This window comes from Coprococcus sp. RTP21204st1_G4_RTP21204_210225, assembly GCF_040915385.1.
Classification (GTDB): domain Bacteria; phylum Bacillota; class Clostridia; order Lachnospirales; family Lachnospiraceae; genus Allocoprococcus; species Allocoprococcus comes.
In genome coordinates, this window is the sequence record NZ_JBCPDP010000001.1 from 1 (window position 1) to 22,055 (window position 22,055).

At 42.5% G+C, this 22,055-nt stretch carries 22 protein-coding genes, 2 tRNA genes, 1 rRNA gene and 1 riboswitch; of the genes, 4 read left to right on the forward strand and 21 right to left on the reverse strand.

What is annotated here, in order from left to right; translation table 11 throughout:
• From AB5213_RS00005 to AB5213_RS00055, 11 genes are all read right to left on the reverse strand, one after another.
• A 16S ribosomal RNA gene (locus tag AB5213_RS00005) occupies positions 1-369 on the reverse strand; the annotation flags it as partial.
• 390 nt (positions 370-759) lie between these two features.
• Positions 760-849: transfer RNA gene (locus AB5213_RS00010), tRNA-Ser, on the reverse strand.
• Between the two features lie 228 nt (positions 850-1,077).
• Positions 1,078-1,163, reverse strand: a tRNA-Ser gene (locus AB5213_RS00015).
• 87 nt (positions 1,164-1,250) lie between these two features.
• Positions 1,251-1,958: a 2-C-methyl-D-erythritol 4-phosphate cytidylyltransferase gene (gene ispD, locus AB5213_RS00020; RefSeq protein WP_008373678.1), complete on the reverse strand. Its 708-nt coding sequence runs from the start codon at positions 1,956-1,958 to the stop codon at positions 1,251-1,253.
• Between the two features lie 42 nt (positions 1,959-2,000).
• Complete coding sequence (gene tsaD, locus AB5213_RS00025; RefSeq protein ID WP_368276186.1) at positions 2,001-3,032, reverse strand: tRNA (adenosine(37)-N6)-threonylcarbamoyltransferase complex transferase subunit TsaD; 1,032 nt, start codon at positions 3,030-3,032, stop codon at positions 2,001-2,003.
• Between the two features lie 26 nt (positions 3,033-3,058).
• Positions 3,059-3,967 (reverse strand): ribonuclease Z, encoded by a 909-nt coding sequence (locus AB5213_RS00030; RefSeq protein WP_008373675.1) that lies wholly within the window; start codon positions 3,965-3,967, stop codon positions 3,059-3,061.
• The gene (locus AB5213_RS00035; RefSeq protein WP_055158650.1) at positions 3,961-4,212 is read right to left on the reverse strand and encodes a hypothetical protein; all 252 of its coding nucleotides are present in this window, start codon (positions 4,210-4,212) and stop codon (positions 3,961-3,963) included. Before AB5213_RS00035 ends, AB5213_RS00030 begins: the two co-directional genes overlap by 7 nt.
• Before the next feature lie 141 nt (positions 4,213-4,353).
• Positions 4,354-4,818 (reverse strand): ribosomal protein S18-alanine N-acetyltransferase, encoded by a 465-nt coding sequence (gene rimI, locus AB5213_RS00040; RefSeq protein WP_055247571.1) that lies wholly within the window; start codon positions 4,816-4,818, stop codon positions 4,354-4,356.
• Entirely contained in the window at positions 4,811-5,548 is a 738-nt protein-coding gene (gene tsaB, locus AB5213_RS00045; RefSeq protein ID WP_008373668.1) for a tRNA (adenosine(37)-N6)-threonylcarbamoyltransferase complex dimerization subunit type 1 TsaB, read from the reverse strand. The genes rimI and tsaB overlap by 8 nt, the downstream gene beginning before the upstream one ends.
• A 1-nt stretch (position 5,549) precedes the next feature.
• Entirely contained in the window at positions 5,550-5,981 is a 432-nt protein-coding gene (gene tsaE / locus AB5213_RS00050; RefSeq protein WP_055158645.1) for a tRNA (adenosine(37)-N6)-threonylcarbamoyltransferase complex ATPase subunit type 1 TsaE, read from the reverse strand.
• A gap of 15 nt (positions 5,982-5,996) precedes the next feature.
• The gene (locus tag AB5213_RS00055) at positions 5,997-6,509 is read right to left on the reverse strand and encodes a YcxB family protein (RefSeq protein WP_055247568.1); all 513 of its coding nucleotides are present in this window, start codon (positions 6,507-6,509) and stop codon (positions 5,997-5,999) included.
• 162 nt (positions 6,510-6,671) lie between these two features.
• Positions 6,672-6,821, forward strand: a riboswitch (FMN riboswitch).
• A gap of 113 nt (positions 6,822-6,934) precedes the next feature.
• Here AB5213_RS00055 and AB5213_RS00060 point away from each other — a divergent pair.
• On the forward strand, positions 6,935-7,579 hold the full coding sequence (locus tag AB5213_RS00060) for an ECF transporter S component (RefSeq protein WP_117824532.1): 645 nt from the start codon (positions 6,935-6,937) through the stop codon (positions 7,577-7,579).
• A gap of 118 nt (positions 7,580-7,697) precedes the next feature.
• Here AB5213_RS00060 and glgD read toward each other — a convergent pair whose 3' ends face one another.
• The 6 genes from glgD to AB5213_RS00090 all read right to left on the reverse strand — a co-directional run bounded on the left by glgD (position 7,698) and on the right by AB5213_RS00090 (position 14,376).
• Positions 7,698-8,816 (reverse strand): glucose-1-phosphate adenylyltransferase subunit GlgD, encoded by a 1,119-nt coding sequence (gene glgD, locus AB5213_RS00065; protein WP_022220005.1) that lies wholly within the window; start codon positions 8,814-8,816, stop codon positions 7,698-7,700.
• A 1-nt stretch (position 8,817) separates the two neighbouring features.
• Complete coding sequence (locus tag AB5213_RS00070; RefSeq protein WP_008373659.1) at positions 8,818-9,957, reverse strand: glucose-1-phosphate adenylyltransferase; 1,140 nt, start codon at positions 9,955-9,957, stop codon at positions 8,818-8,820.
• A 222-nt stretch (positions 9,958-10,179) separates the two neighbouring features.
• Entirely contained in the window at positions 10,180-10,713 is a 534-nt protein-coding gene (locus AB5213_RS00075) for a hypothetical protein (RefSeq protein ID WP_055156248.1), read from the reverse strand.
• Positions 10,704-11,387, reverse strand: a complete 684-nt coding sequence (locus AB5213_RS00080; protein WP_008373654.1) for a DnaJ domain-containing protein — start codon at positions 11,385-11,387, stop codon at positions 10,704-10,706. The genes AB5213_RS00075 and AB5213_RS00080 overlap by 10 nt, the downstream gene beginning before the upstream one ends.
• Complete coding sequence (locus AB5213_RS00085) at positions 11,368-12,219, reverse strand: DUF5685 family protein (RefSeq protein WP_055247562.1); 852 nt, start codon at positions 12,217-12,219, stop codon at positions 11,368-11,370. The genes AB5213_RS00080 and AB5213_RS00085 overlap by 20 nt, the downstream gene beginning before the upstream one ends.
• Before the next feature lie 3 nt (positions 12,220-12,222).
• The gene (locus AB5213_RS00090; protein ID WP_368276188.1) at positions 12,223-14,376 is read right to left on the reverse strand and encodes a Tex family protein; all 2,154 of its coding nucleotides are present in this window, start codon (positions 14,374-14,376) and stop codon (positions 12,223-12,225) included.
• Between the two features lie 172 nt (positions 14,377-14,548).
• On the opposite strand from AB5213_RS00090, the gene AB5213_RS00095 reads away from it, so the two are divergent.
• A complete protein-coding gene (locus tag AB5213_RS00095) occupies positions 14,549-15,157 on the forward strand; it encodes a TetR/AcrR family transcriptional regulator (protein ID WP_022220003.1) in 609 nt (202 codons plus the stop codon).
• A 126-nt stretch (positions 15,158-15,283) separates the two neighbouring features.
• On the opposite strand, the gene AB5213_RS00100 is transcribed toward AB5213_RS00095, so the two are convergent.
• Complete coding sequence (locus AB5213_RS00100; RefSeq protein ID WP_368276189.1) at positions 15,284-16,315, reverse strand: aldose epimerase family protein; 1,032 nt, start codon at positions 16,313-16,315, stop codon at positions 15,284-15,286.
• Positions 16,316-16,640: 325 nt separating this feature from the next.
• Between AB5213_RS00100 and AB5213_RS00105 the strand changes: the two genes are divergently transcribed.
• Together AB5213_RS00105 and AB5213_RS00110 are read left to right on the forward strand one after the other, a co-directional pair.
• Positions 16,641-18,473, forward strand: coding sequence for an NAD(P)-binding protein (locus AB5213_RS00105; RefSeq protein ID WP_055247558.1), 1,833 nt, complete (start codon positions 16,641-16,643; stop codon positions 18,471-18,473).
• Entirely contained in the window at positions 18,467-20,203 is a 1,737-nt protein-coding gene (locus AB5213_RS00110) for a [FeFe] hydrogenase, group A (RefSeq protein ID WP_055156240.1), read from the forward strand. Before AB5213_RS00105 ends, AB5213_RS00110 begins: the two co-directional genes overlap by 7 nt.
• A 185-nt stretch (positions 20,204-20,388) precedes the next feature.
• Here the strand turns inward: AB5213_RS00110 and AB5213_RS00115 are convergent, their stop codons facing one another.
• Genes AB5213_RS00115 through AB5213_RS00125 form a run of 3 tightly spaced genes read right to left on the reverse strand, consistent with a single transcriptional unit; the run spans position 20,389 to position 22,044 of the window.
• A complete protein-coding gene (locus AB5213_RS00115; protein ID WP_055156238.1) occupies positions 20,389-20,982 on the reverse strand; it encodes an AAA family ATPase in 594 nt (197 codons plus the stop codon).
• A gap of 17 nt (positions 20,983-20,999) precedes the next feature.
• On the reverse strand, positions 21,000-21,692 hold the full coding sequence (locus AB5213_RS00120) for an LrgB family protein (protein WP_175305266.1): 693 nt from the start codon (positions 21,690-21,692) through the stop codon (positions 21,000-21,002).
• Positions 21,685-22,044, reverse strand: coding sequence for a CidA/LrgA family protein (locus tag AB5213_RS00125; RefSeq protein ID WP_117834617.1), 360 nt, complete (start codon positions 22,042-22,044; stop codon positions 21,685-21,687). The genes AB5213_RS00120 and AB5213_RS00125 overlap by 8 nt, the downstream gene beginning before the upstream one ends.
• Between the last annotated feature and the right edge of the window lie 11 nt (positions 22,045-22,055).

The window sequence follows — 22,055 nt, forward strand, 5'->3', positions numbered from 1 at the left end:
GCTGCCTCCCGTAGGAGTTTGGGCCGTGTCTCAGTCCCAATGTGGCCGGTCACCCTCTCAGGTCGGCTACTGATCGTTGGCTTGGTAGGCCGTTACCCCACCAACTACCTAATCAGACGCGGGTCCATCTCATACCACCGGAGTTTTTCCCACGGAGCCATGCGGCTCCGTGGTCTTATGCGGTATTAGCAGTCATTTCTAACTGTTATCCCCCTGTATGAGGCAGGTTACCCACGCGTTACTCACCCGTCCGCCACTCAGTCACAAACCTCTTCATCCGAAGAATCAAAGATAAGTGCTTCGTTCGACTTGCATGTGTTAAGCACGCCGCCAGCGTTCATCCTGAGCCAGGATCAAACTCTCGTTAAAAATGTTTGTATCCGGGTCAGAATCGCTTGGCAATTCTGTTCCTGTTTACTGTTCTGGTTCGACATCTTTCGATGTCCGTTCTTGAAAAATCTCTTTAAAGAATTTTCAGGGTTTGTTGTCTATTGTTCAGTTATCAATGTTCTTTTTTGTTGTTGCCGTTTCATGCGACAGCTTTTATATTATATCAAGGCGTTTCATGTTTGTCAACAACTTTTTTTATTTTTTGTTCTGCATTTAAAACTTTCATTTCTCATGCATCAGCTTGTTTATAATAACATCCGTTTTCCTGAATGTCAAGCACTTTTTTCGACTTTTTTCACATTTTCTTGATCTGTATTTTACATTCAATATTATGTTTTATCGATTACTGCTTTTTAGCTTTGAACAAAACGGAGAAAGAGGGATTCGAACCCTCGCGCCGCTATTAACGACCTACTCCCTTTCCAGGGGAGCCCCTTCGGCCAGCTTGGGTATTTCTCCAAAACGTCCGTTATTTAATATACACGATTCTTTCTTTTTTGTCCAGTACTATTTTCAAGTTTTATATATTACTCACTTACAAGATTAAATTCCACTCTCATGTGGAATTTAATCTTGTAAAATAATGTAACTTCAAAGGTAAATCTTACCTTTTTTCATTTCACCTTTTTACTCCCCAAAAATCAAGCCGAACAATAAAAAAAGCAGAACATATTGTTCTGCTTCAACCGGAGAGGGTGGGATTCGAACCCACGCGCCCTTTCGGACAAACGGTTTTCAAGACCGCCTCGTTATGACCACTTCGATACCTCTCCGCATTTATTAAGTTGTTGCTGTGTATCAGCGACAAGATAGATAATATCATAGTGATACATTATTGTCAACACTTTTTTTAATTTTTTTCAATTTCTTTTTTTGATCAAACTTTCTGCTAATATCAGATCTTCTGGCGTTGTAATCTTTATATTCTCATACGAACCTTCTACCAACTTTACTGCACAGTTTTCCATACGCTCTACAACCATCGCATCGTCTGTTATCCCTGTTTCATTTTCTTCATTTTCCATCAATTTAAAATATGCATGACGAATCAATGCAGTCTCAAATACCTGCGGAGTCTGAATACACCACACAAATCTTCGTTCCGGTGTATTTACTGCGAAATCATTCTCATCTACAATCTTTACCGTATCTTTCGATGGCATTCCTGCCACACATGCCCGGTATTCTTTTACTGCCTGGTAAGTTCGTTCTATGATCGATTCATCAACAAACGGACGTGCTCCATCATGAATAAAGACATAACCTTCCGGTTCTATTTCTCTTAGTGCTTTATATACAGATTCATACCGTTCTTTTCCACCAACCACAATTTTATTAACTTTTGTGATTCCATAAGCTTCTATAATATTTTTCCGGCAATAATCAGTCTTACCTTCTCCTGTCACAAGAACAATTTCATCAATAATCGGAGATGCTGCAAATGCAGCAAGAGAATAGTAAAGTACAGGCTTTCCGCATATTTCCAGATACTGCTTCTGTATTTTTGTACCCATCCGGCTTCCTTTTCCTGCTGCCAGGACTACTGCTGTACATTTTTCCCTGTTCATATTATTCTCTCCTTTTTACCTGCATTTCGTGGTTCGCCCACTCTATCTTTCGCCAAGTTTCAGATTCGGGACTGCATTCAGATCCCATCCATGTCTGGTTCCATTTATGTATTCATAATAAGCCGCCACACCGATCATTGCTGCATTATCTGTACAGAAAATCGGTGACGGATAGTAAAATTCTATTTCATTCTTTTCACATGCCTGTTTCATTGCTGCACGAAGACTACTGTTTGACGCCACGCCTCCTGCAATTGCAAACTTATTAAGTCCATATTCTTTTACTGCATGCATTGCATTGTCTACCAGCACATCAGTAACTGCTTTCTGGAAGGATGCAGCAATATCAGCACGGTTGTATTCAATCCCTTTCATCTTGCAGCCGTTAATATAGTTTAAAACTGCTGACTTCACGCCACTGAAGCTGAAATCATATGGGGAATCTTCAATATGCGCGCGTGGAAATGGGATTACATCTGGATTCCCTTCTTTTGAAAGCTTATCAATCTTCGGTCCTCCCGGATATCCCAGGCCAATTGCTCTAGCCACTTTATCAAAAGCCTCTCCTGCCGCATCATCTCTGGTTCTTCCAAGAATCTCATAAGTTCCATAATCCTTGACGCATACGAGATGCGTATGTCCCCCAGACACAACAAGACACAAGAACGGTGGTTCCAGTTCCAGATTCTCAATATAATTTGCAGAAATGTGCCCTTCAATATGATGAACTCCAACAAGTGGTAACTTTTTCGCATATGCGATTGCTTTTGCTTCTGCCACACCGACAAGAAGCGCACCAACAAGCCCCGGACCGTAAGTTACACCGATTGCATCAATATCATCCAGTGTAACCTCTGCATTTTCCAGAGCCTCTTCTATTACCTGATTAATCTTTTCAATATGCTTTCTCGATGCGATTTCCGGAACCACACCACCATATAATTTATGTAGATCTATCTGTGATGAGATCACATTTGACAACACCTGTCGTCCGTTCTTTACAACGGCTGCTGCCGTTTCATCACAGGAACTTTCAATTGCCAGTATTAATATATCCTTTTTCTCTGTATCCATATTTTTCCTTCTCTCTACTGCTTTGCTTATTCCGGGAAATCCAGTTCTGTTGTCATACGGTCTTTTCCTGCGATCGCATGTGGAAAGATTGCCCGCACTTCATCCATATATTCTTCCGGATGGCGCAGGGACGGGCTGTAATGCGTAAGCCACATTTCTCCTACCTCCGCCTCTTTTGCCAGATTTGCTGCCTCATAAAAGGTCATATGCTTATATTCTACTGCTTTTGCCGCTTTTTCTTTTTCTCCGTACATTCCTTCGCAGATAAACAGGTCTGACCCTTTTGCATTCTTCCGGATAGAATCCGTCGGTCTTGTATCTGTACAATAGGTAAGCTTAATTCCTCTTCGAGGTGGTCCAAGGACCATCTCCGGCGTCAGTATTCTTCCGTCAAGCTCTACTGTCTCACCTTTTTGAAGATGTTTCCAGTATTCCTTCGGAATTTTCTGTTCTGTTGCCCTCTGCACATCAAATTTGCCGGCACGGTCGATCTCAATCGTATAACCGTAACAGATCACATTATGTTTTACACGAAATGCTTTCAGACGATATCCATCCATCTCAAAAATCTGTTCTGGCTCTGTAATTTCTCTATAGTGGATTTCAAATGGCAGTTCCGGCGCGATCACTCGCAGAGAACTCACCACTCTCTCCAGACCTTTCGGTCCAATCAGAGTAAGCGGTTCCTTTCTGTCCGCATTTCCCATTGTAAGAAGAAGTCCCGGAAGTCCGCTGATATGATCTCCATGGTAATGTGTGAAACAAATTACATCGATCGGTTTAAAACTCCATCCCTTCTCTTTTAACGCAATCTGTGTGCCTTCACCACAGTCAATCAGCAGCTGGCTGCCGTTATATCTTGTCATAAGTGCGGTCAGCCATCGATAAGGAAGCGGCATCATTCCACCGCTTCCAAGCAAACATACATCTAACATTCTAACTCCTGTTCTCCATATACCGGAATCTGGAAAGATGCTATCCAGGTATCATAACATTCCTCACAGATATCAAATCGATGGAGTTCTCCGTCTTTGTGCGAAAAATATCCCCATCTTTTTTCAACTGTAAGCATCTCTTCCTCCGGTATTCCATTTTTTATTGTGATTTCTTTTTTACATTTATTGCACACAATCTTTGTGACTGTATTTTTTTCTGTCTGAATTTTTTTATAATTACGCATCTTACTTCCTCCTGAGTATCTTTGCAAAAAAAGAATGCCATTTCATTTTTCAGCTCTTTCTATGTTCAGGTACATTATAACGTCACAGACTGACGCCTTCCATTGGGAAGTCTTGTATATTCTTGCGATTTCTTCCATTTTCTAAACCATACGGCTCATCAGGATTGCATCTTCCGGATTTTTCCCTCCGTAATAGAACTTTCGCTCTCCATCGATTCCAAATTTGTTTTTTTCATAAAAAGCAATCGCTGTCTGATTACTCTTACGGACATCAAGAAGCATTCTTTTCAGTTGCTTTTCATGGCAGATCTGTTCCATAAATCCAAACAGCATCTGTCCAATTCCTCTGCGTCTTTCAGATTCAGCAACTGCAATTCTTGCAATCTCGCATTCATCCAGAACGTAATAACACAGAAAATATCCCAGCAGGGTATCCCCTTCCATTGCTGCCGCACAAAAAGTATGCTTCTGTCTGACAGTTGATCTCACTTCATGATAACTCCACGGATCCGGAAATACGTCTGTTTCCATCTGCGCCACCTGTTCCATTCGTTCTCTGTCATTTTCTGTTATCAAAGTAATTTCTATGTTATCTCTATTACTCATGTGTTTTTTCTGCTTTCAGACGTTCTTCTCTTTCCCGTTCTGCCTGTGATACACGCAGATAATCCGGTTTGTGTTCCATTGCAGTTTCTGTTTTTCCTTCTTTATAATACTGAATTCCAAGCATACCGACTGCTGCCGCTCTCTGCTGGTTCATATGTGCCGGTGCAAATGCAATATCATAATTCGTCATCAATTCCTTCTCCAGCCTGTCTTTATGCACCGGTACACCGTCTCCAAGAAAGATCACTGGTTTTCCATAAGTACAAAGTTTTTTGGCAAGTTCATCGATTTCGACTGCCATCTGTGCTTCCAAAACCTGCAGTTTATCACCGTCCATCTGATAAATACCGGTATATACCTGATTTCTTCTTGCATCCATGATCGGACAAATGATCCTGTCTGTATAACACAGATTATAAGCAAGTCCGTCTACTGTCGGAATGTGAATCAAAGGCTTCTTCAGTGCCAGCCCCAGTCCCTTTGCAGTTGCTGAACCAATTCTGAGTCCGGTAAATGATCCCGGTCCTCCTGCTACCGCAATCGCATCAATCGTATCCAGATTCATATCCGTCATCTTCACGATTTCATCCAACATCGGTAATAAGGTCTGTGAATGTGTCTTTTTATAATTGATCGTATACTCTGCAATCGTTTTGGAAATTTCGTTTTCTTCTTCAACTACTGCGACAGTTGCAACAAGTCCCGAACTGTCTATTGCTAAAATGCGCATATTATTCTCCTCTTTTCTCTACCGTAATCCGGCGGAAATCAAATCCCTGTTCCAGATCTTTTTCTATCGTGATCTCTGTCCGGTTCGCCGGAAGAATCTCATCGATCAGGTTCGCCCATTCGATCAGGCTTACACCGTCTCCATATACATAGTCTTCAAAACCAATCTCGTCCATCTCTTCAATGTCACCAATCCGATACACATCAAAATGATAGAACGGAAGTCTTCCGTCATCATATACCTGGACTATTGTAAAGGTTGGACTGCTGATCGGTTCTTCAATCCCCAGTCCTTTTGCCAGTCCCTGGGTAAATACGGTCTTTCCGACGCCGAGATCTCCTACCAGTGTATAGACTTCTCCTGCTTTTGCATGACTCCCGATCTTCTTACCGAGATCATAGGTTTCTTTGGCACTTTTTGTTTCAATTATCATCTTCTGGTCTGCCTCCTAATTTGCACTGACGTGTCTGATATTGACTTTCTTGGCTGGCATATGTGTAGAAATCATCTGCACTGCTGCCGCATACTGTTCTCCCAGGGATTCTCTTGGAAAAATCAGTGCTCTTACCTTTGTTACATATATAATTACAGACTGACCGGTTGAAACCGCCTTCCGGAAATCTCCCCATTCATTAAGCACACTTTGTTCATCCTGTGAAATGCGGATTCCTTCTTCGTTAAGTTCATAACTAATCGGTTTCTGAAACATCGGGGAGCGCATTACCTGTTCTGCCGCACGTGCTTTTAAATGAAGTGGGTTTCCGATCAGAAAAATTGCGGCAAACAAAAAGAACGTTGCTGCTGTACTGTAGCTTCCAAACATACATTGTCTGATTCCCAGCACCAGTGTTACACCACCGAAAATCACACCAACGATTCCACTAAGGCTTGTATAGGAAGTATAGAGCATAAAATCAAACATGGCTTTTTTTGTCATTTTTACTTCAAACTTTATATTCATTCATTTTCCTCCATATCAGATTAAGTCACACCGATTATATCATACCGAATCTTTGGAAACAAGTCGTTACTGCTCACTCCGGGTTTAGAAAAACACTGTCTTTTCTTAACTTGTACTTGTATTTTATATACGCCTGCGCTATAATGTGTTCAAATGAACAAGGAAATTCTTCGGGGTAGGGTGACTTCTTATCGCTATAGTATAAGCAGAATTCCCAACCGGCGGTTACAGTCCGCGACCTGTCAGATTTCTGACAGCTGATTTGGTGCAATTCCAAAACCGACAGTAAAGTCTGGATGAGAGAAGAAAAAGTGATTTTGCAAATAATCCCCCCGACGTATTACGTCGGGGATTTTTTTGCATAGGCTTTCGAAGATTTTCCTCCTCAATTCATCTGATTATGTCAAGAGAAAAGGAGAGAAAAAATGAGTACAGATGTAATGACAAACCCAAAAACAACAACGAAAGAAAAAAAACGTATCAGCACAAAGGTAATTGCACAGATTGGTGTGCTCGGAGCAATCGCTATGGTTCTGATGTTATTTGATATTCCACTTCCATTTGCACCAACCTTTTACAAAATTGATTTCAGTGAAGTTCCGGTCCTTGTCGGAGCATTTACCATGGGACCTGTAGCCGGCGCTTTGATCGAACTGGTCAAAATCCTGTTGAACCTCCTGATCAGAGGTACATCAACAGCTGGTGTTGGAGACCTCGGAAACTTCCTGATCGGATGTGCAATGTGTATTCCGGCTTCCCTGATTTATCAGAAGTTACATTCTCGCAAGGGTGCGATCATCGGTATGGTAACAGGAACTGTTTTTATGACAATTGTCGGATGTTTTATCAATGCATACCTTCTGCTTCCGGCATACGCTGCTGCATTCCATATGCCGATCGACGCACTGGTTGCCATGGGAACCGCAGTCAACAGTCATATCAACAGTCTTCTGACTTTTGTTTTACTTTCTGTTGCACCTTTCAATCTGCTGAAAGGTTTCCTGGTATCATTGATCGTATTCCTGATCTACAAAAAGATCAGCCCGATTTTACAAATGGGACGCGAATAGATTATAATTTTACAAAGCAGCAAAAGGGGTTCGTTATGAACCTCTTTTTTTATGAAACCCAAAAACAGAGAGAAGTCTGCCCAAGCCGGCATTCTTCTCTCTGTTGAATTTCTTTTGATTATAAAGTATCGTTTCTTCTTACATATCCTGGTTTTTCCGGATCTGCAATCAATTCCTTTGCATGGACAATCCTTGCACTCTTGTCCACTACCTGCGCTTCAATCCGTGCATCCTCTCCAATTACAACTCCCGGAAGGATAACACTGTCTTTGACAACTGCACCTTTCTTAATTACGCATCCACGTCCGATTACCGAATTCTCAACAGTACCCTCGATCAGGCATCCATTGGAAATTACCGATCTCTTGACACTTGCTCCTTCATAATACTTTGTTGGGCATGAATCATTTGTTCTTGTGTAAATCGGCCAGTTCTTATCAAACAAAGTCACTGCATTCTTCATATCGATCAGTGATAAGTTTGCATTATAGTAGCTCGTAAAATCTGTGATAGATGCAAAGAATCCTCGATGTGACACTCCACGTACATCCAGTTCACTGCATGCCATATTCACAATATCATTAAGTGTGAACATGGAAGAAATTTTTCTTCCCTTTTTAACCAGTTCCATAAACAGATCTTTGCGCATTACATAAGTGTCCATGAAAATATTACGGTTTTTCGCGTTACCATGGTTCGGTTCCAATGAAAGAACACCCTTCTGCTTGTTCAGATTAAGTGTTGAACAGTTCAGATAGTATTCTTTTGCATTATCCACACTGTGATATAACAGGGTAATATCTGCACCAGATTCAATATGTGTCTTGAGTAATTCATCATAATTCTGTGTATAAATCATATAACTTGGTGCAATAACTACATATGGATATTTTACAGCTTCAATACACTCCATATTTTCTTCATATGCCGCCAGGTCATTATTGTATACACTCCATTCTGCATTTGCAAAATCAGAATAAAGAATATGAAGACGGCCACTCTTTGAGTTGATATTGTAATGACGGCCTGTTCCAAGATGTTCTGTAAGAGAACGCGGTTTTCTTCTTACATAAACCTGAATATGTTCGATTTCACTGTTGCTCATATTAGAGATTGGGAAATCGATAACTCTGTATCTTCCAAGGAATGAAACAGCACCAACCGGACGGTAATTCTGCATCTCTCCTACCCGGATATTGTTGCCGGCAAAACTTACGATTCCAAATGCCTGTGCCATATTACTCATCCCCCTTAACACGTTTTGATACTAATTCAATATGTTCACTGTCTGCTGATCCGACAACTGCATTTTTGCCAATCTTTACGCCATCAGCCACAAGCGCTCTTGTTACAACTGCACCTTCTTCTACTTCAACGCCCGGCATCAGTACACTGTCAATAATCTGTGCACCTTCGCCGACTCTTGCACCTGTAAACAATACAGAATTTTTGACTTTTCCATTGATCACACATCCCTGGTTGATAAATGCTCTTTCAATTTCTGCTGTCGGGCCAACATACTGAGGAAGCACAGTTGTATCCTCTGTGTAAATCTTCCATGAATCATCATTCAGATCAAGTTCATTTTTACTATTGATCAGATCCATATTTGCTTCCCACAGGGAATCAATTGTTCCGACATCTTTCCAATATCCTTTGAACTTGTATGCATAGAGCTTTCTTCCATCATTCAGCATAGTCGGAATGATATCTTTTCCGAAATCATGATTGGAATCCTGATTTTTCATATCTGCAAGGAGCATCTTTCTTAAAAGCTTCCAGTTGAATATGTAAATACCCATGGATGCCAGATTGCTCTTTGGATTCTCCGGTTTCTCTTCAAACTCTACAATTCTTCCCTCATCGTCCGTATTCATAATACCAAAACGGCTTGCTTCCTTCATCGGAACTTCAATGACCGCGATTGTTGCATCTGCTCCAGTCTCTTTATGATAATCAAGCATATTATCATAATTCATCTTATAAATATGGTCACCGGAAAGAATCAGTACATATTCTGGTGCAAACATGTCCACAAAATCAATGTTCTGTGAAATTGCATCTGCTGTTCCTCTGTATACATCCAGATCCGCATCCGCTTTTTCACGCGGTGGAAGTACATAGACTCCGCTGTTCTGGGCATCTAACCCCCATCTGCGGCCTGCCGCTACATAACTGTTAAGTAAAATAGACTCATACTGTGTCAGGACTCCTACATTATCAATTCCGCTGTTGGCACAGTTGCTAAGTGGAAAATCAATGATTCTGTATTTTCCACCATATGAAACCGCAGGTTTGGCTACTTTATTTGTAAGCTCGTGAAGACGACTTCCTCGTCCGCCCGCCAAGATCATAGCAAGCATATTATTCTGCTTCATAAGTGAATCCTCTCTTTCCTATTTGTCCTGTCTTATATTATACAATTTTTCTGTTAGATTTTCCACTTTTTTGTGCAAAAAATACATAAAATTTATATTTTTATTATTATGATGTGTTCGAGGATTATGGGAATTGCGTAGCAATAGAACAATCCGGTTACATCAGTGAGCAGCAAAATTTACTTTCGACACTCACATCATCATTATTGTATTATATATGCTTTAAAATCCGAATTTATGTCTATTTTCTTTCCAGATTTTCCCCATTGCATATTCATATGTCTTATCAAAGACAAAAAGTATAAATTGTCCGAATACAACAGACATAAGCATTATTCCTTTTGCGGTCTTTTTTTCAGATAACATACTCCAGAAATATATTAAACCCGGAATATAAAGTACATTAAATACCAGATATTTCATGAGCCAGAAAAAGTTACGGCTTCTGATCCATCCGGAAGCTCTTCCAGAAAAATGCCATATTGTTTCTATAATTAGAATATAAAATCCCATAAATGCATAGGAAACCACATATAATTTATTCGGAGACAGAAGGATTGCCAGCAAAATTCCTGCCAGTAAAAAGCCTGCCCCGCTTTTCAATCCAAATTCCTGAATCACAATCCCGACAAAAAAGGACGCCGCCGCCAGTAAAAAAAGGGTATTCGTTTCGATCACACTGCCAAGCGCAATCCCCACTTCTGTCAGTGCAAGCATAACGCCTGCAAATGCAATCTTTTTTGTATTTAGATGCATGGACACAGATCTCCTCCCATACATTCACATAATGAATCTGCGATCCACAGATCACAGCACATATTTCCAGTTCCACACGGAGAGGAATTACGATTGCCATATCCCTGACCAAACGGATTACTATTATATCTCTGTGCTCCCCAGTTCAGCTGGTTCATCAGCTCTCTGTACTGCGGGTTATTCGGGTCCATATTCACTGCCTGCGCAGCATAATCCCTTGCCAGCACATTGTTGCCTACGCCGGCGTTGGCCATGGAACTTGCATAATACCATTGTGCAGTCCGGTCATTCATACGGTTCAACACATTGATCGCGTCCTGATATCTACGGTTATTGATAAAATTGAATGCCGCCTGCATCTCCGGATTCATATTATTGTACTGCTGATATCTGCCATTGCCATAAGATTGATTTCCATAGGAATTATTACCATAAGAATAGTTCCCTGAACCCGCGCCGTATCCGTAATTATATCCTCCATTCGCCCGCTCTTTCATAATTTCATCATAAGCTTCCTGTACTTCTTTGAACTTTTCTTCAGCAAGATCCCGAAGCGGATTATCCACATTGGCATCCGGATGATATTTCCGGCTCAATTCTCTGTACGCCTTTTTTATCTCCTCTTCCGACGCATTTGGTGATACGCCAAGCACCTCATAAGGATTCTTTGTCATCTTCCTTTTCCTCGCTTTTCTTTTCTTGTATCTTTCTGTAATGTTTCCATACGCCATCATACAGGATATTCCGCAGGATATCCACGTCCAGTATACATGGCAGAATTTCAAAATTTCTTGCGCATTCGCCGATCATCATGCACAGAATGTCTCTGCATCTTTCTTCATATCCGGCTTCTTCATGCATCTTTTTTAATGGATTATAAGTCCCTTTTTCCAGGTCCTTATCCAGATCTTCGTAAGCATCCATAATGTAAATATATTTGCCCAGATAGAAACCGATCCCTCGAAGCTGCTGTTCCCAGCAGTCTTCTTTATATACCATCATCTCTTCCATCAGCCGGCCAAAACAGCCTGCCGGATAGTCAACTTCCTGTATACCCTGACTTTCATATTCCGAAAGCTTTGCCATTTCTTCTCTGATCACACGACTCTGCCTTGGATATTTCCGAATTGCTTTTTCTACTTTTCGCTTCAAGGCCATACTCCCGAGAAGCCCTGCTACTTTCTTCTCATCCTTCCAATCATCTTCCAGATGATAATACGCCATGATCAGATTCATATCGGCCGCATACTCTGTGATCTCATTTTCCAGCATTGGCTGTGGCTTTAACGGATGCATCTTACAGCGATGGCTTTCTGCCTTTGTTTCACTTTCATATAAAGAAGTAAGTAAAATGATCACAAATGTCATATCATAGGCAAGCGTAAGCTGACCTGCGCTGCCATACTGTCTCTTCAGCGACTGACAAAGGCCACAGTAATACGCTTTATATTTATGATAATCTTTTACTTTTAATTCCGGCTCATTCGCCGTCACATATCCGAACATGTATTACTGAATTCCTCTCATTGTAAGCTGGATCCGCTTCTTCTGTAGATCAACGCTCATCACCTTTACATCTACAACATCTCCTACGCTGACTGCTTCCAGTGGATGCTTGATAAAACGATCCGTGATCTGGGAAATGTGCACCAATCCGTCCTGATGCACTCCAATATCGACAAATACACCAAAGTCAATGACATTTCGCACGGTTCCTTTCAGAATCATTCCTTCCTTCAGATCCTTCATATCAAGGACATCCGTTCTGAGAATTGGTTTCGGCATCTCATCTCGTGGATCACGCGCCGGTTTTTCCAGCTCTTTGACAATATCCCGAAGGGTGATCTCTCCTATTCCAAGTTCCTCAGCGAGCTTTTTGTAATCTTTGATGGTAAGAGACAGACCTGCAAGTTTGCCGCCTGCAATATCTTCCGGCTTGAAGCCCTGCTTTTCAAGAAGCTTTCCTGCCGCCTCGTAAGACTCCGGATGTACACTGGTTCCGTCAAGTGGATTGATTCCGCCCTGTATCCTCATAAACCCGGCACACTGCTCAAATGCTTTTGGTCCAAGTTTTGGTACTTTGAGAAGTTCTTTTCTATTCTCAAATTTTCCATTTTCTTCCCTGTAGGCAACAATATTTTTCGCAAGGGTTCCGGAAATACCGGAAATATAAGAAAGCAGCGGAGCCGATGCAGTATTTAGGTCCACACCGACTTTATTTACACAGTCTTCTACCACACCGCCAAGTGCTTCTCCTAATTTTTTCTGGTTCATATCATGCTGATACTGCCCGACACCGATCGACTGCGGATCGATCTTTACCAGTTCGGCAAGCGGATCCTGAAGACGTCTTGCGATGGATGTCGCGCTTCTCTGCCCGACATCAAATTTTTGGAATTCTTCTGTAGCAAGTTTACTTGCTGAGTACACAGATGCTCCCGCTTCATTTACGATCACATACTGCACTTTTTCCGGAATCTCTTTTAACAGTTCTACAATAAACTGTTCTGATTCTCTGGATGCTGTTCCATTTCCCAGAGAAATCAAAGAGATGTGATACTTTGGAATAATCTTTTTCAGCAGATCTTTTGCTGCCTGGATCTTCTTCGGAGTCGTAGGCGCTGTCGGATAAATTACAGTCGTGCCGATTACTTTTCCGGTCGGATCTACCACAGCAAGCTTGCATCCGGTACGGAATGCAGGATCCCATCCAAGCACAACCTGTCCGACGATCGGCGGCTGCATCAGAAGCTGCTCCAGATTCTTTCCAAACACAAGGATTGCGCCATCTTCTGCTTTTTCCGTCAGTTCGTTTCTCAGTTCACGCTCGATCGCCGGTGCGATCAGTCTCTGATAGCTGTCGGCCACAACCTCTTTCAAAACCGGTGTTGTGTACGGATTATCCCTGCGGATCACTTTCTTTTCCAGATAACGGAGAATTTCCTCTTCCGGTGCTTCAATCTTAACACTCAGAAATTTTTCTTTTTCTCCACGGTTGAGTGCCAGCACACGGTGTCCGGCTACTTTGCTGACCGCTTCTGTAAAATCATAATACATCTCGTATACAGATTCTGCTTTTTCATCTTTTGCAGCAGAAACCAGCGTACCCTTTTTGAACGTCAGATCGCGGATCCTCTTTCTGTAATCTGCCTCATCTGAAATATTTTCTGCAAGAATATCTTTCGCACCGTCAATCGCTTCCTGCACATTTTTCACGCCCTTTTCTTCAGAAACATATTTTTCTGCCTCTTTTTCCAGGGGCTCCTTACTATTCTGAAGAGAGATCAGAACCGCCAGTGGTTCCAGACCTTTTTCTTTTGCAATTGTCGCACGGGTCCGGCGTTTTGGTCTGTACGGACGATAAAGATCGTCCACCAGAACCTGCGTCTCTGCTGCCACGATCTGTGCTTTCAGCTCAGGTGTTAACTTGCCCTGTTCTTCAATACTTGCAAGAACCTGTTCTTTTTTCTCTTCCAGGTTCCGCAGATAGGTCAGTCGTTCATATAATTTACGAAGCTGTTCATCATCCAGTGTACCGTGTGCTTCTTTTCTGTAACGCGCAATAAACGGAATGGTATTTCCTTCATCGATCAGCTTTACAGCCGCATCTACCTGCCACTTTTTTACGCCCAGCTCTTCTGTTATTTTCTGGTTAATATCCATTGATATCCAATCCTCTCTTTTTGTTCGCTATGGATTTAATGATACCATGTCATCTCTTATTTTTCAATTCCCGTTAAAATTACAGAGTTCGCTCGGTTTTCTTGTCTTTTTCTATTAAATATGCTATACTACAGCTAATCTGACTGAAAAATTTTAAGAAAGGATTAACCAAATGTCAAGCGATATTGAAAAAGAGCCACTGTCCAGACAACAGAAAAAATCAAAAGAAACCAAAGCACGTATCTTTCATGCAGCCAAGACAATTCTGCAGAAGCAGGGATACGATCAGCTTTCCATAAAAAATATCTGTGATGAAGCAGGTGTCTCCAACGGCAGCTTCTATCATCATTTTAAAACCAAAGATGATCTTTTATCTTATTATATTGAAGAACAGCCAAGCATCAATCCGGATCTTCTGGATACGCCGGAAGATGCAGATGAGGCAAAGATCGGTATCATCCACGTTTATCTGAATTACGCACAGTACTGCCGGGAACTCGGAGTAGAATTCATGTCCAACTACTACACACCGCGCAACCAGGCACTGAACCCAACGATCCGTACCGAGCGACCGTACCCGATCCTTACCGTAGAGAATTATCTTCGCAAAGCGATTGATGCCGGCATCATTGCGCCAAAGATTTCCCTGGATGAAATCTGCACTGATATCCGTATGCTGGTTATCGGAAATGTATTTGAATGGTGTCTGCATAACGGAGAGACTGATTTTGAAGGTAATATCCGCCGTTCGATCGGGCATTATCTGGATGGCATTTTCTGATTTCACAGATATACCACAGCGTAAAATGAATTTTTCATATTCCTTCGCTGATTTTTTACAGCACATATTTTCAAAAAAGGTGTCATGGATTTTTATGTCCATGGCACCTTTTCGGCTTATCTGTTGTTATATAAACTTGTACATCGTTGTTGTTTCGTAAGTTTCGCTCTTCTTGCATACCGGCCCGGCAAAATTCTCTTTATGGATTGCATCCGGGAAGAACTGTGTCTCGAAGCAGGCTGCCTGGCGTTTGTGGTAATGCGCCCCGCCTTTTCCTTTGGCATCAACAATAAAGTTGCCTGTATAAAGCTGCATTCCCGGAAGGTCTGTATAAACTTCCATAGTGATTCCGCTCTCTTCCGAGGACATCTCTGCCACTTTCGCAAATTCTCCTTTATTGTTCAGAACCCAGTTATGATCATATCCTTTCCCGAAATTCAGTGCTTCATAATCTGTCTCGATTTCTTTGCCAATTGCTTTCTTTGTGCGGAAATCCATCGGTGTTCCTTCTACCGGTGTGATCTCGCCTGTCGGAATAGACTCGGCATCGGCTCTGGTAAATGCATCTGCATCAATCCATACTTCCTGATCCAGTACATCTCCTGATGCATGTCCATCCATATTAAAATAGCTGTGATTTGTCATATTGATCAGAGTATCTGCATCCGGAACTGCATGGTAAGCGATCTTCACTGCATTGTCTTCTGTCAGAGTATATGTTACCTCAATATGTACAGCTCCCGGATATCCCTGATCACCATCCGGGCTGTCCAGTTCAAATGTAATATGATCATCTGCGGTTTCTTTTACCTTCCACATTCTCTGGTTATAAAAATCCATTCCGCTGTGGAGATTATTGCCATTATCATTTTTTTCAAGCTGATAGGTCACTCCGTTCAGTTCAAAGGATGCTCCTCCGATACGGTTTGCACTTCTCCCGACAATTGCACCGAAGAACAGATCTCCTTCTTCATATCCTGATGCCTCATCATATCCAAGCACAACATCACACGGCTTGCCTTCTTTGTCCGGTACGATCACCTGTACCAGCGTTGCACCGTAATCGGATACTGCAATCTCCATTCCGTTTTTATTTGTGAGCGTATATAATTTTGTCTCGTCACCTTTAACTGTTGCACCAAAATCTGTTACTTTCATTTTTCCTCTTCCGCCCTTTCTGTTAATTGTGCCTGTAAAACAGACATCTCTTTTACAGGTGTTATTGTAACATAATTTTTTTATTTTTTGCACCCTTTATCGTTGTTTTGCCATTTTGTACATATTGCTGATATTTTTTATCATTTTGTGACAAAATTAACTTATTTGTCTATTTATTAACTTTGCTTGCAAGATTGTACTAAAATGCATACAATATCATTATAAGTGTGTCCATAGAGTTAATCTATAGTATTCAGATGCTTTCCCTATGATTTTCTTCATCTGTCCTGTAGATTAGCAAAAAAAGTTAAAGGAGAAAAAAGCTATGAGTAGACTTGAAATCACTGCACCGGACAAAGCCCAGCTGGTTATCGAAGGGCTCTACAAAGATCTGGAGCGAAGAATTGAATCCAGTCCTCCGGGACTATGTCCTGTTGACATGACTCGTGCTTTCCTGGAGATGTGTCATACACATACCTGTGGAAAATGTGTGCCGTGCCGTGTTGGTCTGTGGCAACTGAAAAACCTGCTGACCGACGTTATGAACGGAGACGCAACTATGGAAACATTAGACCTGATGGAAGAACTCTCTGTATCAATCATGGAAGGAGCTGACTGTGCGATCGGGTATGAAGCAGCTCACATGGTTTACAAAAGTCTGATGGGATGTCGGGAAGACTATGAAGAACATGTGCGCCAGGGAAGATGTACCTGCCAGTACGCACAGCCTGTTCCTTGTGTATCTTTGTGCCCGGCACATGTAGATATTCCGGGATATATCGCTCTTGTCGGAGAAGGACGTTACGCAGATGCGATCCGCCTGATCCGTAAGGACAATCCATTCCCGACCACCTGTGGTTTTATCTGCGAACATCCTTGTGAGGCACGCTGCCGTCGTAACATCGTAGACGATGCAGTCAATATCCGCGGTCTTAAGAGAATGGCTGCTGATTATGCCGGAAAAGTTCCACCGCCGCCATGTGCTCCATCTACCGGAAAGCGCATTGCCGTTGTTGGTGGTGGCCCTGGTGGATTAAGTGCAGCTTACTATCTGCAGCTGATGGGACACCAGACAACCGTATTTGAGATGCTGCCGGAACTTGGCGGTATGCTCCGCTATGGTATCCCGAACTACCGTCTGCCGAAAGACCGTCTGAACGATGATATCAATGCCATCCTTGAGACCGGTGTCAAAGTTGAATTTGGCAAACGGATTGGAAAAGATATGACAATCCAGAGTCTGCGTGAAGAATACGACGCAGTTCTTATTACAATCGGTGCAAGTACCGATAAGAAACTTGGTATCGAAGGCGAACACTCAGAAGGTGTCCTTTCTGCTGTTCAGTTCCTTCGTGATGTAGGAAAGAACCAGAACCCGGATCTTACCGGACAGGAAGTAGCCGTTATCGGTGGTGGTAACGTATCTATGGATGCTGTCCGTACCGCAAAACGTCTGGGGGCTAAAAAAGTCAGCATCGTTTACCGCCGCCGCGTGGCAGATATGACTGCCCTTCCGGCAGAGATTGAAGGTGCTGTTGCAGAAGGAATCGAAGTACAGACTCTGATGGCTCCTTCCCGCATCGAAACAGATGAAAACGGTCATGTAAAAGGAATCTACGTTACACCACAGATGATCAGTAAGATCAAAGACGGTCGTGCAAGTGTACGTCCGACAGGTGCTCCTGACGTATTTATTCCATGCCAGACACTGATCGTTGCAATCGGACAGGATATTGAATACCAGCACTTTGAAGAAGCCGGTGTTCCTGTACAGAGAGGTAAGATCTTAACCGAAAAATACGGCGGATTCGATAACATTCCGGGTGTATTTGCCGGCGGAGACTGTGCTTCCGGTCCTGCATCCGTAATCAAAGCTATTGCTGCTGCAAAAGTAGTAGCTGCTAACATAGACGAATACCTGGGATATCACCACATTATCAGCTGTGACGTTGAGATTCCTGAAGCGCGTCTTGATGACCGCCCGCCGTGCGGAAGAGTAAACATGACCGAGCGTGAAGCCTGCGAACGTGTCTGTGACTTTAACGGTGTAGAAAACTGCATGTCCGAGGCAGAAGCGAAACAGGAAGCCAGCAGATGTCTGCGTTGCGACCACTTCGGCTACGGCATTTTCAAAGGAGGTCGTGAAACATTATGGTAAATCTTACAATTGATAATATAAACGTATCTGTCCCGGAAGGTACTACTATCATGGATGCTGCCAAAATGGCGGATATCCCGATTCCAAAGCTCTGCTATCTGAAAGATATCAACGAGATCGCAGCCTGTCGTGTCTGTGTTGTTGAACTCGAGGGAATGGAACGGCTGGTAACTTCCTGCAACAACGTAGTAAAAGAAGGTATGGTAATCCATACAAACAGCCCAAAGGTTCGTACAGCCAGAAGACAGACTGTACAGCTTATCCTTTCCCAGCACGACTGCAAATGTGCTACCTGTGTCAGAAGCGGTAACTGTACTCTGCAGAGTCTTGCAAATGACCTGAACATCATCGAAATACCATTTAAGCAGCGTCTGGAAGAATTCCCTTGGGATAAAGAATTTCCGCTGATCAGAGACTCACAGAAATGCATCAAATGTATGCGCTGTATCCAGGTCTGTGACAAGATCCAGGATTTACATATCTGGGATGTGACAAGTACTGGTTCCCGTACTACCATTAATGTAACCGGCAACCATAAGATCTCCGAGGTTTCCTGTTCTCTGTGCGGTCAGTGTATTACTCACTGCCCGGTCGGCGCTCTGCGCGAACGTGATGATACAGAGAAAGTATGGGATGCAATCGCTGATGACAAGAAAGTCGTTGTTGCACAGGTTGCTCCTGCTGTACGTGCTGCATGGGGTGAAGCTCTTGGTCTTTCCCGTGAAGAAGCAACTGTCGGCAAGATCATGGATGCTCTGAAGAAAATGGGTATTGACTATGTATTCGATACCTCCTTCACAGCAGACCTTACTATTATGGAAGAAGGAAATGAATTCCTGCAGAGATTTACAAAAGGCGAATTAAATCTTCGTCCGATGTTTACCTCCTGCTGCCCTGGATGGGTACGCTTCCTTAAATCACAGTACCCACATCTGGTGCCACAGCTTTCAACAGCCAAATCACCACAGCAGATGTTCGGTTCTGTTATGAAGAGCTATTTTGCAGAATCCATCGGTGTGAAACCGGAAAATATGTTTACTGTATCTATCATGCCATGTGTTGCCAAAAAAGGCGAAAGTAACATGGAACTGTTCTATGGTGAATATGCCGGACACGAGACAGACGTTGTACTTACAACTCGTGAATTGACACGCATGATCCGTTCTGCACATATTGATCCTGCTTCTTTGGTTGATCGTGAATGCGATCCTCTGATGAAAGAATGGACCGGTGCCGGTGTTATCTTCGGAACAACAGGTGGTGTTATGGAAGCAGCACTTCGTTCTGCTCACTACCTTGTAACCGGACGTAACCCTGATCCGGATGCATTCAAGATTGTCCGCAATCCTGGTGGACAGCCAGGTGTTGTAGAAGCTGAGATCCAGCTTGGAGATGCTACTGTTCGTGCTGCTGTTGTCAGCGGACTCGGAAACACACGTAAACTGATCGAAGCAATCGAACATGGTGAAGTACATTATGATTTTGTAGAAGTCATGGCCTGCCCTGGCGGATGCGTCGGCGGTGGCGGTCAACCAATCCATGACGGAGAAGAACTTGCACGGACACGTGGTGAAAATCTTTATTTCCTTGATAAGAATGCACCACTTCGCTTCTCACATGAGAACCCGGATGTACTCCGTCTGTACCGTGATTTCCTTGAGAAACCGCTTTCTCACAAGTCACATATGTTGCTTCACACGGATCATAACGCATGGGAGATGCCTAGATAAATCAAATTTTGCCCTCTAAAAGATTGTAACGAATATATAAATAATTTATAGAAGCCACGTATTCTATAAACTAAGATATAGAAATTGAGCCCTTCTATATCTCTAAAATCCAGAAATGGGAAATGACCTGCCATGTCATTTCCCATTTCTGGATTCAACAAACTAGTATATTCTTTTTATACCTTCTAAGCTCTGTCAGATTCTTCTGTCATCTTCTTATAATACAGAATCAGATCTACTGCCTGTTCATAGGACAACTCTGTAGTGCTGACCGAAAGATCATAATTCTTCGACATTCCCCATTCCTGTCCGGTATAATCCTTACGAAAAGCGCTTCTTTTCTCATCCACATCCTGGATCTTACGTTTCGCTTTCATTCTGCTTGTAATATGATCACGCTCTTTCACGCGTTCAATTCGTGTTTCCATGTCTGCATGGACAAATACACTAAAAGCTTCTTCTCGGTTTCTCATCAGATAACCTGCGCACCTTCCCATAATAATACATGGTCCTTCTTCCGCAAGCTCTTCAATCAGCTTAAATGGATATGGCTTCTTCTTCGGTTCTGCAAAATTCATTGCGATTGAATAAAGAAGGCTGTCCACCGGCTGTTCATCCAGATACTCCTGCATTTCTTTCTCGTATCCGCGCATCTTTGCAATTTCAAACAGCTTCTCTTTATCGTAAAACGCATAACCGGTACGCTTTGCCAGCAATTCACCGATTTCATGTCCGCCGCTTCCATATTCCCGTCCGATACAGATAATTGTTTTCTCCATATTTTGCACACTCCTCTCTAATACAGGTGATAGAAAATCGATGCACCTACAACCGTCATCAATCCGGCCACTGCAATAGAAAGACTGCTCATTGCTCCTTCAATCTCTCCGATTTCCATTGCCTTTGCCGTTCCCATAGCATGGGAAGCTGTTCCGATTGCCAGTCCTTTTGCAATCGGATGCTCAATTTTGCAGAGCTTACAGATTCCCTCTGCAAACATATTTCCAATAATCCCGGTAATTACGATCGCAGCAACTGTAATCGTCACAATTCCACCAAGCTCTTCTGAGATTCCCATACCGATCGCTGTGGTAATTGATTTTGGAAGAAGCGTTACATAGAACTGCTTCTTCAGGTGGAATAACATAGAAAATACCCATACACCGGCAAGGCTGGCAAATACACCTGTTGTAATTCCTGCAATGATCGCTTTCAGATTCTTCTTAAGAAGATTCATCTGCTGATAAAGCGGAATTGCAAGACAGACTGTAGATGGTGTCAGAAGGTAGCTCAGTACATTCGCTCCCTTATCATAAGTATCATAATCAATTCCAGTCACTTTTAGCACGATAATTACAAAAACAATCGAAACAAGAAGTGGATTGAAGATACCAATTTTTAACTTTTTACGCAGAAAAATTCCTGCCTCATATCCAAAAAGACTGATCGCCATACAAAAAAAAGTCGATCCATGCAGCATATTACTCATCCTTCTTCTCCTCTTTCTTCAGTACAAACTGAGCGGTTCTTCCACTCACGCCCATAACCAGCACTGTTGTCACTACAATTGTAACCATGATCGGAATAAGAACCGGTTTTAAGTCTCCCCATGATACCATCAGACCTACTCCTGCAGGGATAAAAAGCATCGGCATGATTTCAATCAGAAATCCACCGGCCTCATCAACTGCTTTCAAAGGAATTACTTTTGTCTGCAAACCTGCCAGCAAGATCAGCAAGCCATAAATACTTGCAGGAACCGGTAGTGGAAGGATTGCATGCAAAAGCTCTCCTGCAAAAGAAATCAATATGATAATCAAGAATTGTCTTATAAATTTCACAGTATTACCTC